The 16,817-nt window shown below is 48.2% G+C and carries 17 protein-coding genes; 11 read left to right on the forward strand and 6 right to left on the reverse strand.

Translation table 11 applies throughout. The features are described 5' to 3' along the window. Nucleotides 1-283: 283 nt before the first annotated feature. On the forward strand, nucleotides 284-886 hold the full coding sequence (locus BM030_RS04745; protein WP_090971724.1) for a trimeric intracellular cation channel family protein: 603 nt from the start codon (nucleotides 284-286) through the stop codon (nucleotides 884-886). A gap of 6 nt (nucleotides 887-892) precedes the next feature. Here the strand turns inward: BM030_RS04745 and def are convergent, their stop codons facing one another. Continuing rightward, nucleotides 893-1,462 carry a peptide deformylase gene (gene def, locus BM030_RS04750; protein ID WP_090971727.1) on the reverse strand — a complete coding sequence of 190 codons (570 nt, stop codon included), beginning with the start codon at nucleotides 1,460-1,462 and terminating at the stop codon, nucleotides 893-895. Between the two features lie 130 nt (nucleotides 1,463-1,592). On the opposite strand from def, the gene xseA reads away from it, so the two are divergent. Continuing rightward, nucleotides 1,593-2,927, forward strand: a complete 1,335-nt coding sequence (gene xseA, locus BM030_RS04755; protein WP_090971729.1) for an exodeoxyribonuclease VII large subunit — start codon at nucleotides 1,593-1,595, stop codon at nucleotides 2,925-2,927. A gap of 3 nt (nucleotides 2,928-2,930) precedes the next feature. Then, nucleotides 2,931-3,140, forward strand: coding sequence for an exodeoxyribonuclease VII small subunit (xseB, locus tag BM030_RS04760; RefSeq protein ID WP_090971731.1), 210 nt, complete (start codon nucleotides 2,931-2,933; stop codon nucleotides 3,138-3,140). Between the two features lie 3 nt (nucleotides 3,141-3,143). Here xseB and dctA read toward each other — a convergent pair whose 3' ends face one another. Both dctA and nagA read right to left on the reverse strand, forming a co-directional pair. Next, nucleotides 3,144-4,394: a C4-dicarboxylate transporter DctA gene (gene dctA, locus BM030_RS04765; protein WP_090971733.1), complete on the reverse strand. Its 1,251-nt coding sequence runs from the start codon at nucleotides 4,392-4,394 to the stop codon at nucleotides 3,144-3,146. Then, a complete protein-coding gene (nagA, locus tag BM030_RS04770) occupies nucleotides 4,391-5,500 on the reverse strand; it encodes an N-acetylglucosamine-6-phosphate deacetylase (protein ID WP_244518682.1) in 1,110 nt (369 codons plus the stop codon). The genes dctA and nagA overlap by 4 nt, the downstream gene beginning before the upstream one ends. 109 nt (nucleotides 5,501-5,609) lie before the next feature. Here nagA and BM030_RS04775 point away from each other — a divergent pair, with 109 nt between their 5' ends. The 6 genes from BM030_RS04775 to BM030_RS04800 all read left to right on the forward strand — a co-directional run bounded on the left by BM030_RS04775 (nucleotide 5,610) and on the right by BM030_RS04800 (nucleotide 10,345). After that, entirely contained in the window at nucleotides 5,610-6,353 is a 744-nt protein-coding gene (locus tag BM030_RS04775) for a DeoR/GlpR family DNA-binding transcription regulator (protein ID WP_090971735.1), read from the forward strand. Nucleotides 6,354-6,365: 12 nt separating this feature from the next. After that, a complete protein-coding gene (locus tag BM030_RS04780; RefSeq protein ID WP_090971737.1) occupies nucleotides 6,366-7,697 on the forward strand; it encodes a flippase in 1,332 nt (443 codons plus the stop codon). Nucleotide 7,698: 1 nt separating this feature from the next. Further along, entirely contained in the window at nucleotides 7,699-8,646 is a 948-nt protein-coding gene (locus tag BM030_RS04785; protein ID WP_090971739.1) for a polysaccharide pyruvyl transferase family protein, read from the forward strand. Between the two features lie 77 nt (nucleotides 8,647-8,723). Next, nucleotides 8,724-9,482: a glycosyltransferase family 2 protein gene (locus BM030_RS04790; protein WP_090971742.1), complete on the forward strand. Its 759-nt coding sequence runs from the start codon at nucleotides 8,724-8,726 to the stop codon at nucleotides 9,480-9,482. Continuing rightward, a complete protein-coding gene (locus tag BM030_RS04795; RefSeq protein ID WP_317615093.1) occupies nucleotides 9,463-9,711 on the forward strand; it encodes a DUF3820 family protein in 249 nt (82 codons plus the stop codon). Before BM030_RS04790 ends, BM030_RS04795 begins: the two co-directional genes overlap by 20 nt. Nucleotides 9,712-9,724: 13 nt before the next feature. Beyond that, a complete protein-coding gene (locus BM030_RS04800; RefSeq protein WP_090971746.1) occupies nucleotides 9,725-10,345 on the forward strand; it encodes a hypothetical protein in 621 nt (206 codons plus the stop codon). Between the two features lie 104 nt (nucleotides 10,346-10,449). Here BM030_RS04800 and BM030_RS04805 read toward each other — a convergent pair whose 3' ends face one another. Then, the gene (locus BM030_RS04805; protein WP_170845635.1) at nucleotides 10,450-11,880 is read right to left on the reverse strand and encodes a pyridoxal phosphate-dependent decarboxylase family protein; all 1,431 of its coding nucleotides are present in this window, start codon (nucleotides 11,878-11,880) and stop codon (nucleotides 10,450-10,452) included. 636 nt (nucleotides 11,881-12,516) lie between these two features. On the opposite strand from BM030_RS04805, the gene BM030_RS04810 reads away from it, so the two are divergent. Next, a complete protein-coding gene (locus BM030_RS04810) occupies nucleotides 12,517-13,161 on the forward strand; it encodes a DUF4833 domain-containing protein (RefSeq protein WP_090971750.1) in 645 nt (214 codons plus the stop codon). After that, nucleotides 13,158-13,847: a protein-L-isoaspartate(D-aspartate) O-methyltransferase gene (locus tag BM030_RS04815; protein ID WP_090971752.1), complete on the forward strand. Its 690-nt coding sequence runs from the start codon at nucleotides 13,158-13,160 to the stop codon at nucleotides 13,845-13,847. The genes BM030_RS04810 and BM030_RS04815 overlap by 4 nt, the downstream gene beginning before the upstream one ends. Here BM030_RS04815 and bshC read toward each other — a convergent pair. Then, on the reverse strand, nucleotides 13,841-15,430 hold the full coding sequence (bshC, locus tag BM030_RS04820) for a bacillithiol biosynthesis cysteine-adding enzyme BshC (RefSeq protein WP_090971754.1): 1,590 nt from the start codon (nucleotides 15,428-15,430) through the stop codon (nucleotides 13,841-13,843). The genes BM030_RS04815 and bshC overlap by 7 nt on opposite strands. 48 nt (nucleotides 15,431-15,478) lie before the next feature. Further along, nucleotides 15,479-16,813 (reverse strand): 30S ribosomal protein S12 methylthiotransferase RimO, encoded by a 1,335-nt coding sequence (gene rimO / locus BM030_RS04825; RefSeq protein ID WP_090971756.1) that lies wholly within the window; start codon nucleotides 16,811-16,813, stop codon nucleotides 15,479-15,481. Nucleotides 16,814-16,817: the final 4 nt, after the last annotated feature.

Below are 16,817 nucleotides of genomic sequence, written 5' to 3' on the forward strand. Positions count from 1 at the left end.
CAATCCGACCCAAAAACCCAAACAAACAACCGGAAAAAAAACCTCAACGAACAACCGCCTCCTCCGAAACGGGACGCAAAGGTAGAAAGGTTATCAACTATTTCCAAGCACTATCGCCTATTTTTTTTCAACGAATCCATTACATCCTCAAAACCAGCCAATAAAAATTAAACGGCAATTCTTTACTGTTTCCCTACCGTCGATACATTGCATAGCATGGCCAAAGCGGGCAAAGCCAAACAGAAATTTATGCTATATTTATTGACCTATTTATATTTCCAAAATGGAACCAATCTACTATATCGACCTGTTGGGCACAATGGTCTTTGCCATTTCCGGCGCCATGGCTGCTATGCGGCATAACATCGACATTTTCGGAGCCGCATTTACGGGATTTGTTACCGCCATCGGCGGCGGCAGTCTCAGAGATATTTTTCTTAATCTTCGGCCCGTGTGGGTAGATGACGGGAACTATCTTTTAGCGATATTGGCTGGTGTACTGGCCTCGGTCTTGCTAAAAAGGCAATTAGATAAGCTGGCCCGCACGCTCACCCTGTTTGATGCACTCGGCATCGGCTTTTTTACCATCGTTGGCGTTCAAAAATCACTCGCATTCGATAGCAGCTCAGCAGCCGCTGTGGTCTTAGGACTGTTTTCTGCGGTGATGGGTGGGGTCACCCGTGACACCCTATTGAACGAAACACCCTTGATTTTCCGTAAAGAAATCTATGCCACGGCATGCCTTTCCGGCGCCATCCTTTTTGTCGTACTGAACCGCTTCGGGGTTGACTACAACCTAAATGCCTTTCTGAGCGCTAGTGTAGTGGTTATTATTCGCATTATTGCCGTGAAATACCGGCTGGCCCTCCCTATCGTGGGAGGATAAAGGCATTCAGCGTTTCCGCTTCAATGCTGGAAACTTCATTCGGTAATCTACCGTCACATGTCCGCGAGAAATTGCATCTAATTTACTTTTAATCAAAGCTTTCCGCAACGGACTCAGTTTATCGGTAAACAACTTGCCTTCAATATGATCATACTCGTGCTGGATAATCCGCGCCGCTAACCCAGTATATTCTTCCTCATGCATTATCCATTTCTCGTCAACATAACGGATACGGATGTTCGGAAACCGGCTGATGTCCTCGCGGATATCCGGAATGCTCAGGCACCCCTCATTAAATGACCATTTATCACCGTGCTCATCCAATAACTGTGCGTTGATGAATACTTTTTTAAAATCCCGGAGGGATGGTTCATCATCGGCAAATGGACTTGCATCGATAACAAACAGTCGGATCGACAGGCCTACCTGAGGCGCAGCCAAACCAACACCATGTGCAGCATACATGGTTTCGAACATATTGGCAATCAACTCGTCCAAGCCCGGATAATCCTTCTCAATAGCCGCACTCTTCCGCTTCAGTACCGGGTCGCCATAGGCGATGATGGGTAATTTCATTCAAAAAAACATTTAATAATGTAAAAAGGTCTCGTAAGCCCACAATCCTTCGATCTGTATATGAGACACAGAATTTACGTTTTGCAAGGCACAAAGGTAGTGATTTTATGGAAAAAGCTTATCTTTGGTTATGCCGGAGAAACTGCCAGACAAGATTATTTTTTCCTTAGCGGAGGTCGCCCGCAGCATCCAGAAAACTATTTCAGAACGCTATAAAAGCGTTTACTGGATAAAAGCGGAGATGAATAAGCTCAACTACTATAGTCATTCAGGCCATTGCTACCCCGAGCTAGTTGAAAAAAAGGAAGGCAAAGTCATTGCAGAAATGCGATCGGTATTGTGGAGCGGCGATTACCAGCGAATCAACCGACGATTTATCGCTCTCACAAAAGAGACCTTGAAAGACGGTATTACTATTCTCTTCCAAGCAGCCATAACATATGATCCTGTATATGGCCTCAGCCTCCGCATTGTAGATATCGACCCCGCCTATTCATTAGGCGAGCTTGAGCGGGAAAAGCTGGAAAGTATTGAACGGCTCAAACGCGAAGGGTTGTTTTATGCCAACAAACAATTACCCTTTCCACTCGTTCCCAAACGATTAGCTGTGATATCGGTAGAAACCAGTAAAGGTTATTCAGACTTTCTGAAGATTATCACAGGGAATCCCTGGGGTTACCGATTTGAGCACAAGCTGTTTCCAGCCCTGCTACAGGGCGAAAAAAGCATATCTTCCATTGTCAATCAACTGACTGCCATCGAACAACAGCTTGACCAGTATGATGTTGTCGCTATAATCCGGGGTGGCGGCGGTGATGTAGGGCTATCGAGTTACAACAGCTATCTGCTCGCCTCGGCCATTGCACGCTTCCCTATCCCGGTGCTGACCGGCATAGGACATTCAACCAACGAAACCGTCAGCGAAATGGTGGCGCACCAAAAAGCCATCACCCCTAGCGAGCTGGCAGACTTTCTTATTCAGCGGTTCCATGAATTTGCTGCACCGGTTATACAAGCCCAGGAAACCATCGTGCGTAAAGCAACGCTATTGTTAGCTAACCATAAAGACACTCTTAATAACTGCGCGCGCTATTTCCGCTTAAACAGCATTCACCTGCTGAACCAACAGCGAAAAATAATCGAACATAACACCATTCGGTTAGGCATTGCCGCCTCCACTGCAACAAAGCGTCAGCACCAAGCCCTGCAATACCCCGCGCAGGCATTGCAAACGGCGTCCATGGCTGCGCTCAAAAACAACCATATAAGCCTAAATGCCATGGAAAAGTCCATTGAGCTTTTGGACCCCCAGCAGGTTCTAAATCGGGGATACAGCATTACGCGGCACAATGGTCGAGCCGTTAAGTATGCGGCAGAAATAAGTAAAGGCGATATATTGGAAACATTTTTCGCCTCCGGAAGTATCAAAAGTACCGTACAGAGTAAATCCGTACCTAATGAATAAATAATGAATAAATCGTATACCTATACAGATGCATTCAATGAATTGCAGGCAATTGTTTCCGAAATCGAGCGGGGAGATATCTCCATCGACGAACTCTCAGACAAAGTAAAACGGGCAACGTTGTTAATACAAACGTGCAAAACCAAACTCACGGCCACAGAAGAAGAGGTAAGCCGTATACTGGCATCATTGGCAGCCGACGAAAACCAGTGAACGTCAGTCGCCCAATTCTGACTCCAGCTGCTGCATATCCAATTCATTCTCCCAACGGGCCACCACCAACGTTGCGGCAGTATTCCCAATAAGATTAGTCAACGCTCGTGCTTCGCTCATGAAGCGGTCAATGCCAAATATCAACGCAACGGATTCCACCGGCATGTGCCCTACCACCGGTAACGTGGCTGCCAGAATAATAAATCCGCTCCCGGTTACACCCGCCGCTCCATTCGAGGTAATCGTCAGTACAAACAAAAGGAACAACTGTTCCCCCAAATCCATGGGCATATCCAGGGCTTGCGACAGAAAAATGGCTGCCATTGTAAGATAGATAGTAGTACCGTCCAAATTGAAAGAATACCCTGTAGGAATGGTCAGCCGCACAACGGGCCTAGAACACCCCATCTGTTCGAGCTTCTGCATTATGGCAGGTAAGACGGACTCTGACGAGGAAGTGCCCAGAACCACCAATAGCTCTTCCTTTATGTAACGCACCAACTTAAAAATACTTATTCCATGGTATTTTAAAACCAGTCCAAGCGCGAGGAATATGTAAAGCAGGCACGTAACGTAAAAGGTTACCATCAGCATACCCAAAGAAGAAAGCGAGCCGATACCGTATTTTCCGATCGTAAAACCCATGGCACCCATCGCACCTATTGGTGCCACTTTCATGATCATCTTGATAACGGCGAAAAGTCCATCTAAAAAAGACTGCATCACCCGCATTGCCGGCTCCGCTTTAGTGCCTATTTTGGACAGTCCATAACCAAACAACACAGCAAAGAAAAGTACCTGCAATAAATCCCCTGAAGACAAAGCCCCGAAAACATTTTCGGGAATAATATTCAGCAAGAAATCCTTAATCCCGCTCCCCCGATTGCTTTGATCGATATATCCGGCCACCTCCGTGGTATCCAGCGCATCCGCGTCTACATGCATCCCTGCTCCCGGCTTGACAATATTGATGACCACTATTCCCAAAACCATGGCGATCGTAGTGGAAACCTGAAACCATAGCAATGCTTTTACACCTACTTTTCCTATTTTTTTTACGTCTTCCATTCCCGCAATACCTAATACGATACTGCAGAATATCAGCGGTGCAATCACCATCTTAATCATCTTGATAAATCCATCGCCCAACGGCTTTAGTTGCACACCCAACGATGGATAAAAATGGCCGATCAAGACGCCTATGATTATCGCAATAATAACTTGGAAGTAAAGCAGACTAAACAGTTTTCTCATTGGGGCGAACCTCCCAAGAATACATGTTTAACTGAATATTGCTGGTCAAAAACAACGAGGTTAGCTACACTCCCCACCGATATCCGGCCCAAATCTTCCTCGCCGATCAATAAAGCCGGATACAACGACGCCATTCGCAAAGCTTCGTCCAGCGGAATACCCACGCGCTCCACACAGTTGGCTACTGCTTGCATCATGGTCAACGAAGAGCCGGAAAGCGTGCCGTCCGGCAGACTATAACGGTCTCCATTGAATACATGCCTGTAGATCCCGGTCTGTGTTTCGGCTACAGCATCGGTAATCAAAAACAGCCGCTCGTTCAGCAACTTTTTGCTAATGGCAATTACTTCATAATCCACGTGGATACCATCCGCTATGATACTCGCCACCACCTTATCCGACTGGAAAACGGCCGCCGGCAATCCAGGATTGCGGTGGTGTAGCGGAGACATCGCGTTGAACAGATGGGTAACGGCTTGGATACCATGGCTAAATCCGGCGGTGGCTTCTGAAAAGGATGCGTCGCTGTGGCCGGCAGAGAGCACCACCCCAGCGTCCAAAAGAAGCCGGATAGTTTCGCCGTTAAAACGCTCCGGCGCGATGGTCATCATTCGCAAGCGCCCCTTTGCTCTCTTCAGCAATGCGGCTATTTCCCATTGTTCCGGTTGACGGATATACTCCGCGGGATGGGCGCCCCTTCTGTTGGGATTAAGATAAGGCCCCTCCAAGTGCAGTCCAAGCAAAGCTGGATGGGTATAACCGTTCAATACCTGCAGCGATTGGTCTACCACCGCCATCGTATTCGTTGCCATGGTAATCATAAAGCTGGTTGTCCCGCCCGCTACCAAGGCATTCGCTATCTCGTCCAGCGCATCGCCAGCAGGATCAGCCGAAAAAAGCCTCCCGCCGCCTCCGTATACCTGTAAGTCGATAAAACCCGGCGCTACAACATCTCCTCCGACATCAAAAATTTCAGCCTCCTCGGGAATTCCGTCCGGGGGAATTAACCCTGCAATTTTACCGTTCGTTATCATCACCGCCAAGCCTTCAACAAAAGCGTTGCCCGTAAAAACGACCCCATTAGTGATTACAATTGGTGGTTCCACTATTCTATTTCCTGCCTTTAATTCCTATTGACTCATGTTACTGGGGCGTAATTATACTCATTTTCCGTTATTTTTCTATCTTTACCCAATTAAATAAACCGCTTATATCATGTTAAAAGAGGAACGGCAAGCCTTCATCATCCACCAGATAAACCTGCACAATAAGGTTTTATCTTCTGATCTCAGCGTCCAGCTTAATGTATCTGAAGATACCATCAGGCGCGATTTGAACGAACTGGCTGAAAACGGCCAAGTACTCAAAGTATATGGCGGCGCGCTCTCCAAATCATTCCAGTATCCGTTTCAGGAAAACAACGTATATGCACGTGACGCAAAAAAACAAATAGCGGGTAAGGCGCTTAAGCTTATACAGAACGGTATGACCGTACTGGCGGGTGGAGGCACAACTATGCTCGAATTGGCACGCATCGTACCAGAAAGTCTGCAATGCACATTTTTTACCATCAGTCCGTTGGTAGCCCTTGAATTGGCGGAACGAACCAATGCCGATGTCATTCTCCTTGGCGGTAAATTGTCCCGCAACACCAACATCAGCATCGGATCACAGGTAATCAACCAATTATCCGAAATCCGCGTAGATTTGTGTCTTTTGGGCACCAATAGCTTGTCTGTGGAAGACGGTGTTACGGATTCTGATTGGGAGGTGGTACAAATCAAGAAAGCGATGATCCGGTGCTCCAGTAAAACCGCCATCCTCAGTATAGCGGAAAAACTCAATTCCGTGCAGAAGATGAAAGTATGTAGCCTCAATGCTATTTCTTACTTAGTAACCGATTTAAACCCCAAACATCCCAGCTTGGCTGGATTCGGCAAAGTGGTAGAAGTCGTTTAAGGGGTAACGTCCATGAAACTTCCGTCCTTACCCGGGTTCAACCCCGACGCGTTCGATAAATACATCAAAAATACCGGTTGGTTGATGACGGCACGTCTGGGATCCATTATCATAAAAATGGTTGTAAGTGCCATGGCCATTCCCAATTACCTTGGAAGCGCACAGAACGGCACACTAAACTATCCCTTGGTTTTGGTCACTTTCTTTAGTGCGGCCTGCACACTCGGGATGGACAGTTTTGTAACACGGCAGTTGTTGCAACAACCGGATAAACAGGAGGCGATTCTGGGTACTGCGTTCCGGCTCCGGCTACTTGCCGGCATCGCTGCCCTCCCGCTCATCTATATCACTTACCTGTTAATTGACGGGCTTGGAGGCGCGCCCGCGGCACCCTACCGGTACGTTGCTATCGCATCGTTTATTTGCCTGTTCCAGTCTGTTAACATTATTGACAGCTATTTCCAAGCCAAAATACAGGGAAAACACATCATGCGCGTTCAAATAGGCGCCAATCTTATATCTGCCATGTTTAAGCTGGCACTCATCTGGTGGCGTGCGCCACTTGAATGGTTTGTATGGGGGCTTCTGCTGGATGCTGTCTTTCTCGCGATTGGATACTTGTACGTTTACCAAGGGCGTGGCAACAGCGTTTTCCGCTGGAAATTCGACCTCGGAATCGCAAAGCACCTATTACGGTATTCCTGGCCTTTGGCACTTTCTTCGTTTGCCATCATCCTTTACATGAAAATAGATCAATTGATGCTTGATGCTTACTTGGGCGAAGCCATATTCGGTGTGTATGATACGGTGGTGAAGTTGAGCGAAGGGTGGTATTTCGTCCCCACCGCTATCGTCAGCGCCCTCTTTCCGGCTATCATGAATGCCAAGCGGGATGATCCGGTTCGCTATCAACGCCGGTTGCAGCACCTGTATGAACTCATGACAATCATTAGCGTTGGCATCGCATTAGCTACAACATTCGCTGCTCCGTTCATTTATAAAAACTTTTATACATCAGACTATGCTCAGGGAGCGCAAGTGCTCACCATTCATATATGGGCCGGCGTATTTATGTTCCTTTACGTCGCAAGCGGTCAGTATTTATTGGCAGAAGGCTACACCATCCTTTCTTTGGCACGGGCGGCCACTGGCGCTGTGGTAAATATCACATTGAACATCTGGTGGATTCCTCAACACGGCATGACCGGCGCAGCCTATGCTACATTATTGACATATGCGAGCACAGCCCTGTTTGTTATCTTTGTGCCGAAAACGAGGGCCCAAGGATGGATGATACTGAAAGCGCTGTTTTTTATTCCAATGATTCAACGTTTATTGAGATAATATGCCCGTAATCACTTTTGACACATCGATTGCTACAACCAACTTAGGTGACCATATCATTATGGATGCCGTAAAGCAAATTGTAAACGAACTTTTCGTAGACGACTTTGTCATTAACATTCCGACACATTTTTCCATTCATCCCAAAGATCTTCCCAAGCTTCGCAAATATCAACTGGGTATCGTAGGGGGAACTAACCTGCTTAAAAACGATACGCTGCTCAACAGTCAATGGAAGGTCGGTTTGAAAGACCTCATCGTACTGCGCCATAAAGCGGTTCTACTGGGTGTAGGCTGGTGGCAATATCAAGAAAAGCCCGTCTCTGCCTATTCTCGAATGATGTACCGTAACCTGCTTTCCACTCGTTACAATCACGCTGTGCGGGATAACTACACACTACATAAACTGAATAACATCGGTATTAAAAACGTAATCAATACAGGTTGCCCTACCGTATGGGAACTAAATGAACCTCACTGTTCACAGATAAATCCCAAAAAACGAGATAAAGTGGTCACCACGGTGACCGACTATATGCGCGATCCAGAGCGTGATCGCCGAATGCTTGAAATTTTAAAAAAACATTATCAGGATGTCTACGTGTGGATACAAGGCGCTAAAGATCAAGCCTACATCGAAAGTCTGGCCCCTGATATCCGTTATCTGCCACCCAAACTCTCGGCGTTTGACACGTTCCTTGAACAAGAGCCTTGTGAATACGTGGGTACGCGCCTGCACGCCGGTATACGTGCGCTACAGAAAAAAAGGAAAGCTATCATCATCGGTATTGATAATCGTGCAATAGAAATGCGCAATGATATCGGATTAAACGTACTCGAACGACAGTACATAGATCGCCTGGAAGAAAAAATACATGAAGAAACAAGCACCAAATTGCATCTTGACACTGCCGCAATACAGCGGTGGAAAGCACAATTTGCACATTAGAAAATCACTGAAGTGTTTGCAGCTTCAAAGAACTATGTCATTCCGGTACAGAAACCCAAAAGCTTAATGGAGCCCCAATGAATACCGCTGCGCCCAAACTTTCTGTCATCACCGTAGTGTACAACAATGTGCGCGACATTGAGCGTACCATACAATCGGTCATTAACCAAACATATCCCCATATCGAATACCTAATCATCGATGGCGCCTCTACGGACGGTACCGTAGATATCATTAAACAGTATGCCAAACACGTAACTCGGTGGATCAGCGAGCCAGACAAGGGCATATACGATGCCATGAACAAGGGCCTTACCGTAGCCACTGGCGACTATGTGCTGTTCATGAACTCGGGTGATGAGATTTATGCGCCGGATACGGTTGCACAGGTTTTTGCTTCGGCACCCGACGCAGATATTTACTATGGCGAAACCGAACTGTTTAATGAGCATTGGGAGTCGCTCGGCCTGCGCCGGCACTCCGTCCCTGATCAATTTTCATGGCGGAGCTTTCGCTACGGGATGAACGTCAGCCATCAAGCGCTCTACATCCGCCGCTCACTTACCGGACCTTATGATGTGCGATATCAGCTCAGTGCCGATATCGATTGGGTGATTCGGGCCGCCAAACGTGCTGAAAAGACCGTTAACACCCGGCTCTTGGTTGCCAAATACCTGGTTGGCGGCCTATCAAAGAAAAGGCATTGGCAAAGTCTCAGGGAGCGCTTCCTGATTTTCAGCAGACATTACGGCTTGATACCTAATCTCATTAATCATGTGGTGATTGCCTTTAACCTTGCCGTGTATTATATTCGTCATGGCAAAACTAACGACTGATACGATGAAATCCGAAGAAGTTCTGCAAGACCTTGTCAGCACCAAAATGCCTTTCGGCAAATACAAAGATTCCTTCATTTGTAATCTTCCGGAGGCATACCTCGTGTGGTTCCATCGACAGGGATTCCCTGCCGGAAAACTCGGGATGTTGCTGGCCACAATGTATGAGATAAAGCTCAATGGACTGGAATACCTGCTGCATCCCTTGCGAAACAAAAACACGGGATGAGTGTTTTACCCATATGACCCGCCCTTTTGTTAAGCTTGGCTACTATTTCGCTACATGTATCATCGGGTTGGCGCTGGCCGCCTGCGGCGGCCAAAGCGGGAACACCGGAGATAGCGAAGCACGGAGTGTCGACGCTGCGCACACTATAGACACGTCCAACGGCTTACGGTTAGTACCCGGCCGATCGGTCGGCGGTATCCGACTCGATGATGCCGATTCGGCATTGTTTCGCAAGCTTGGCCAGCCCGACTTCACTAACGCGGCCATGGGTAAAGCTGTGTTAATGTGGTATATTCGCGCTGATACCCCCGCACACTCTTTATCAGTTTTTACCAGCCGCGAAATAGGAAGCGACGACGAGACTGCCCGTATCCGGCGGATACGCGTTACTTCGCCGCAGTACGAGACCTCAAACGGCATACGGGTGGGCGAATCCCTGCGCGAGTTATCTATTATGTATCCCCGAGACCTTCACATTGTAGAAACTTACGAGGACGACGGCCAGCAATATACCATCTACAGCACCCGGGGGGGTATTGCGTTTGAAGTCGACACGCACAACCGATGCGTCGCCATCTTTATCCAAAAACCGGAGGCCAGCAAAGAGCCCTATTTACCGTTACGTGGTAAGTGACGACGTCTAAAGACAGCTCTTGTCGTCTCTGCACTTCGTATTCATCGCGACGGAGCCCTAAAACAGTCAACCTATGGCTAACATAAAGACGGGCCGGTTACTCCCTACCGCTTTACCGCATCATGAAACTCCAATGCATACTGGTTTAGTATCCGGACGGTATTGCGTACATCACTCTCTGTTGTTTCTGGATGAATGGCGCATATCCTCAAGACTTTTTTCCCGTGAAGCTCCGTTGTGAAAACGCCCGCATAACCGTTTTCAATCATACTTTTTGAAATCCGTTGATTTAGCTCGTGGCGCTCGTCCTCAGAAAGGTCTGCCGGAGCATAACGGAAATTGACTATCGCTAGCTGTGCTGGGGACACAATTTCCCAATACTTCTTTTTACGCAGCTCATCTTCTGCCCAAGCAGCCAGCTGAAAGCCGTGTTCAATTGCTTCACTCATCCCCAGGCTACCGAGCCCTTGCAAGGTCAGCCATAATCTAAGGCCTCGCGCCGGTCTCGTTAATTCAACACCCAGGTCCATCGCATTTGCATGGCTGTGATCTGATTCTAAATCTTTCAGGTACTCGGGCCGTACGTGAAAACTCCGGATAAGATCCATCTTGTCTTTTACCAGCACCATGGCACATCCATACGTCTGAAACAGCCACTTATGCCCGTCCCAGCTAATGCTGTCGGCCTGTCCAATTCCATCCAACAGGTGCCTGTATTTCAGCGACAGCATCACCGAAGCGCCGTAAGCGCCATCCACGTGCATCCAGATTCCATATTCCTGACATATCGCCGCGATCTGCCGAAGCGGGTCAATGCTACCGGTATTAGTGGTTCCAGCGGTGGCAATTACCGCAAAAGGGATGAGCCCGGCTGCGAGATCCTGCTCAATCGCCGTGCGCAGCAATAGAGAGTCCATACGGAAGGAAGTGTCCGTAGCCACAGTGCGTATCCGGTGGCTAGGTATACCGATAATGCGCAATCCCTTCATCACGGAACTGTGCGATTGGTCAGACACATAAGCTACACCAAGGTGCAAGGTACGCTCATCCAGCACCTTATCCCGGGCGGCAATAAGCGCCGTCATATTAGCCATAGACCCTCCAGAAACAAACAGCCCGCCAGACGAATCCCCATAGCCTGCCTGCTGGCAAAGCCAATGGATGAGCTCCTGCTCTATACAGCTGGCCGCCGGACCGTTTGCCCAGCTTCCGGCATGGATATTATAGGCAGACGTCATGATATCGCCAAGCCACGAAAGCCGGGACGCAGGACCGGGAATGAAGCCGAAAAAGCGGGGATGATCTGTCCTTACACCGTAGGCAAAAATGTCGTCTACAAGTTCATTCACAATGTCCTGTATAGCCCGCCCCTTATTTGGGATACCCCTGTGCTTAAGTTGTTCGATCTGGTGCTCGTCAATTTCGTTAACGGCGCTTCTGGCATTGCGATCGCGCTTATCGGCCCGGAAGCGGAAAGTAAATGCTTCAATGGCCTCTTCCACTTTTTGGTCCAGTTCATGCATTTTGATACTCATGGTGCTTTGAATTTCTTTGTAAATTGATGCAGTTAACATCGAATATCTTGGATCGCAAGATAGCATTTTGCCGCCAATGCGGATTCCCTATAGTCAGTTTTATGTCTACGAAGTGGTGTGGCCGCATCCACATTTCTGCTTCGTTTTTCAGGGCCATCCAATGTCAAACAGAGGCAAAACCGGATGCCGTTCCCCATGGGTAGATAAACCTTATTCCTACCCCGGTGTCTTCTTTAAACAGCTAGACAAAAAAATTGATTTTATTTGTCTTGGTGTAAAAAATACACTATCTTTGTGTCATCATAATTTAGGTTTATAATTGGTTAGTTAAAAGGTCTCCATCCTCCCCGTTTGGAGACCTTTCATTTTTCCCGACGACTCAAACCATTCTTCCAGCCTGCCCGGTCGCCGTTGGTTCTCCTCAAGTGACCAGATATCCCTTCCTCAATTGAACGCTTTGGTAACGGTCCTCCTACGATGGTTTTGCTCTTTTGCTTGACCATAGCATCCGCCAAGGACTACTGCAGACAGACAACCTAAACCAATAAAACGTAATTAATCTCATCTGGCTGAAACAAGAATATCTACGATCGTGCCGGCATGCACATCTAAACCACATTCACTGTTGTTTTTTATATGGCTGAAATTCACTATCTTTGGAAAAAGGAGGTGCTTATGCATGCGCTGGCGTTTCTTCAGCAACATGCCTTACATAATGTATGGCTAAACACGATCAAAGGCAGCATTTCTGTGATTCTCCTTTTTTCCGCGCTGCGGCTCATTGCTCAGGAAAATGACTTCGACAAACAGGTGGCCGTCGATAAATTACCCGTCCCGAACGAACACCGGCAACTGTTTTACCTGCAGCGCGATCCCGACGAAAATACGGTCGTCTACCAGCTCAATATGGAAAACAATGCGGTAGATCCGGAAAAACCGGTAAATATCTACTGGATACGGTATGCCGAAGGAGGTAAACGCAAGGGATTGAATTTCGTACAGCAGACCATGGCCTACGGTATCAGCCATAAAATACTTGAAAACGGTGATTTCGAACTGCGTCTGGCCGCTTACAGGCAATTGCCTTTGCGGCTATCCTATTGCCAGAAGAGAAAAAAGCATGTTGTTTTGGCCACCATCAACAACCACGAAGTCATTTTAGATCGCATTTTCGTCCGTATTACGGGCGGATCGATGTTCAGTCCTGACATTGCATATTTTGAATTGAGCGGGCGCGATACCGCCACGTTAGCCCGCGTAACGCAACGGATAAAACCATGAAAGCATTGGCTGCAATAAGCGTCTTGCTCGCCGTCACGGGGCATGTCTACGGCCAAGCCGAAGAACACCGGCGGGCGCGGATGGTGCGGCAGCAGTTGGAAGCCCGCGGAATCAGCCATAAGGCAACCCTGGACGCTATGCAACACGTAGAAAGGCACTTGTTCGTGCCAGCAAAATACCGGCAACAAGCCTATGATGACACGCCGCTTCCTATCGGACATGGGCAAACCATCTCACAGCCCTATATCGTAGCGTATATGACACAATTGCTTGGCCTAAAGGCAACCGATCGTGTGTTGGAAATCGGGACCGGCTCCGGCTATCAAGCAGCCGTTCTGGCTGAAATTGTCAAGGAAGTTTTTACGATCGAGATCGTAAAGCCATTGGGCCAGAACGCCCAAAAAGTACTCAGCAAGTTGGGATATGACAACGTAACCGTAGTTATCGGCGACGGCTACAGGGGGTTGGATACCCAAGCCCCGTTTGACGCAATTATGGTTACCGCGGCGGCGGAAGATGTTCCCCCTCCACTTATCAGCCAACTCAAAGACGGCGGAAAATTAGTGATGCCAGTCGGCGCGCCGGGAGATGTGCAGACGCTCATGCTGGTAGAAAAAAGAAAAGGTAAACCCATCAAAACGGAACTTATGCCGGTACGGTTCGTGCCCTTTACGCGTGATCAATAAATAATAGTGAACTTAAAATCCAGCGGATTAAAAAGGCTGATTAGTTCCCTGATTAGCTGATCGCCATGCTTCACGTAAAGCAGTCCAAAATTTTCCGACCGCTCCTGCAAAACCCCGCCCGGAAACAGTTTTTCTTTAATCCGTTCAATTTGGATAAGGGCGTCTTCATGATTCCGCTTATCAGCCTTAATCAACTTCCTTTCAAGATTATTGATGGCCTTTTTCAGCCGCGCCTTCACAGCATCTGTACTGGGCCCCAGGCTGGGGTCTATTTTGTGTGCACGCAACCTCAGCTTACCAAAGATAGCATTGAGTTCCATCCATTCATCATTGAGATTCAGCCGGTGTTTGGTGTGGCGCCGCACATATTCTTTCTTCAGTTCTTCAGTGTCCTTGAAAATACTTTTAAATGTCAGATCCAACCGGAGTACCTTCACGGCCATGTTGTCATCGGTAATCATTGCCGAATTGCGTGGCACCAATATGGGAAAATCTACGCCATAATAGTCAAACACACCCTTAAGCTGCAGCCAGTAAACCATTTCGGCACCACCACCAATATAAGCCAGATTAGGTAAAATTATCTCTTCGTAAAGCGGGCGCATTACCACATTTGGGCTAAACCGCTCGGGACGTTGGTAAATCTCCTTTTTTAGCTCATCTTCCGTAAAAAACAGCTTTTGGTGCAGTACCTCATACCGGCCGTCGTCTAACCGAACCATCCGTTCCCGGTAGGTGTCAGTAAGGTAAAAGAAGTTAATCTCACGGGCATGAACCTGAGTTGCAAACCCCGCGTCCTGAAGCGCATCGGATGTACGGGCAATAGCACGATGGCTATGCTCACCAAGCATATCCTGCACAATATAGGGGGCGAAACTACGCTTGAAATCAGCGTCATCGGCATCTATGGTAACCAGTCCGTAGCGCCCAAATAAGCCATTCACTAAGTACCGCGTGGCGGCGGCAAGGCTGTCGTGCCGCAGATAAGCTGCTTCAACTAACTCAGCGAGCTTTGCCGAATTATCAGAAAGGCCCAGAAATTTCTGATATTGCCTTACCGCTTCGACCATGCCGGCGGGATTCATCCTCCCCGTAGCCCCGGTTGCCGCGGCTTCCCATGCAATCGTTTTTCCCTGAAGCCGCGCATGATTGATTTCTGCAAAATCATGATCCTCCGTGGCCATCCAATACACCGGCACGAACCGATGGTCAGGAAAAGCCTTTTGCAGATCCTGCGCCAGCCTAATCGTGCTCACGATTTTGAAAATAAAATAAAGCGGTCCAGTAAAAATATTGAGTTGGTGCCCCGTGGTAACGGTAAAAGTGTTTTCATCAAGCAGCGCGGTCACATTAGCGGCCACTTCAGGCGTCTGTTCCAGCAACCTGCCATACTGTTGCCGCAACCGCTGAACCAATAGTTGGCGATCCGTTTTGCCAACCTTAGCCTGCAACTGCTGGGCAAAACCTGCTATATCAGGCCTATTACCTGCAAAAGGAGCAAGCGCAGGGTCGTTGTCCAAGTACGACAGCAACGTTTTTGAAAAGCTGTTGGTATCGCGGTAGTCTATATAGGTGGCTTTCATCAACACACAAAAATAGCAGTTGCCTCTGAAAACCGTGAGGGATAACGATTATTTGACAATCGTTCCATACAAGTCAAAATCTTCCGCGCGATCTATCCGGATCTCCGCGAAACGACCCGGCGCCAGGTAATTATCGGCCGCCGGAATGAGCACCTCGTTATCTACCTCGGGAGAATCGTATTCTGTACGGCCGATAATGTAGTCACCCTCTACCTTATCCACCAGCACACGGTAAGTCCGGCCTATCTTCGCTTGGTTGATTTCATAGGAAATCCCTTGCTGAATCTCCATGATCTGATCTACGCGCTCAGTCTTCACTTCTTCGGACACATCGTCCGCAAGGTGATAGGCATGCGTATTTTCTTCATGAGAATACGTAAAACATCCAAGACGGTCGAAACGCGTGTCGGACACCCACTGCAGCAACTCTTCGAAGTCCTGTTCCGTCTCTCCGGGATATCCGCAAATCAACGTGGTGCGCAGGGCGATACCCGGTACGCGGTCACGGATGGCTTTGACGAGGTCAATGGTCTTCTGTTTCGTGATACCCCGCCGCATGGACTTGAGCATGTGGTCGCTGATGTGCTGCAGGGGCATGTCCAGGTATTTGCAGATGTTATTACGCTCATTCATCACGTCAAGTATATCCATCGGGAAACCCGAAGGATAAGCATATTGTAAGCGTATCCATTCTATTCCATCCACGTCAGAAAGCCTGCGTAACAGGTCGGCCAAGTTGCGCCGCCCATACAAATCAAGACCGTAGTACGTGAGATCCTGGGCTATCAGAATGAGTTCTTTGACGCCGTTTTTTGCCAAATGCGCTGCTTCCCTAACTAAGTTTTCCACCGGCTTGGAAACATGCTTGCCCCGCATCAGCGGAATAGCACAGAAAGAACATGGCCGGTTGCAGCCCTCGGCGATCTTGAAATAAGCAAAATGCGACGGCGTAGTCAGCATTCGCTCCCCCAGCAGCTCATGCCTGTAATCGGCACCAAGAGCTCCCAGCAACTCAGGCAGGTCGTTCGTTCCAAAGTAGGCGTCTACATTGGAAATTTCAGCCTGCAGCTCAGGCTTGTAACGCTCGGAAAGGCACCCAGTCACAATAACCTTGCCCACTTTCCCTTCGTCTTTAAGCGCACTGTATTGGAGGATAGTATCGATAGACTCCTGCTTCGCATTGTCAATGAACCCGCAGGTGTTGATGACCACTATATCGTCGGCCTGTACATCCTCCGCCTCATGCACCACTTGCAATTGGTTACCCCGCAACTGGCCCATCAGCACCTCACTATCGTGGAGATTTTTCGAACAGCCTAAGGTCACCACATTCACGCGCGTCTTATGTGATGCAGCGACTGATTTAATTTGCTTTGTTTTCATAGCA

It is taken from the genome of Parapedobacter composti (assembly GCF_900112315.1).
Classification (GTDB): Bacteria; Bacteroidota; Bacteroidia; order Sphingobacteriales; family Sphingobacteriaceae; genus Parapedobacter; species Parapedobacter composti.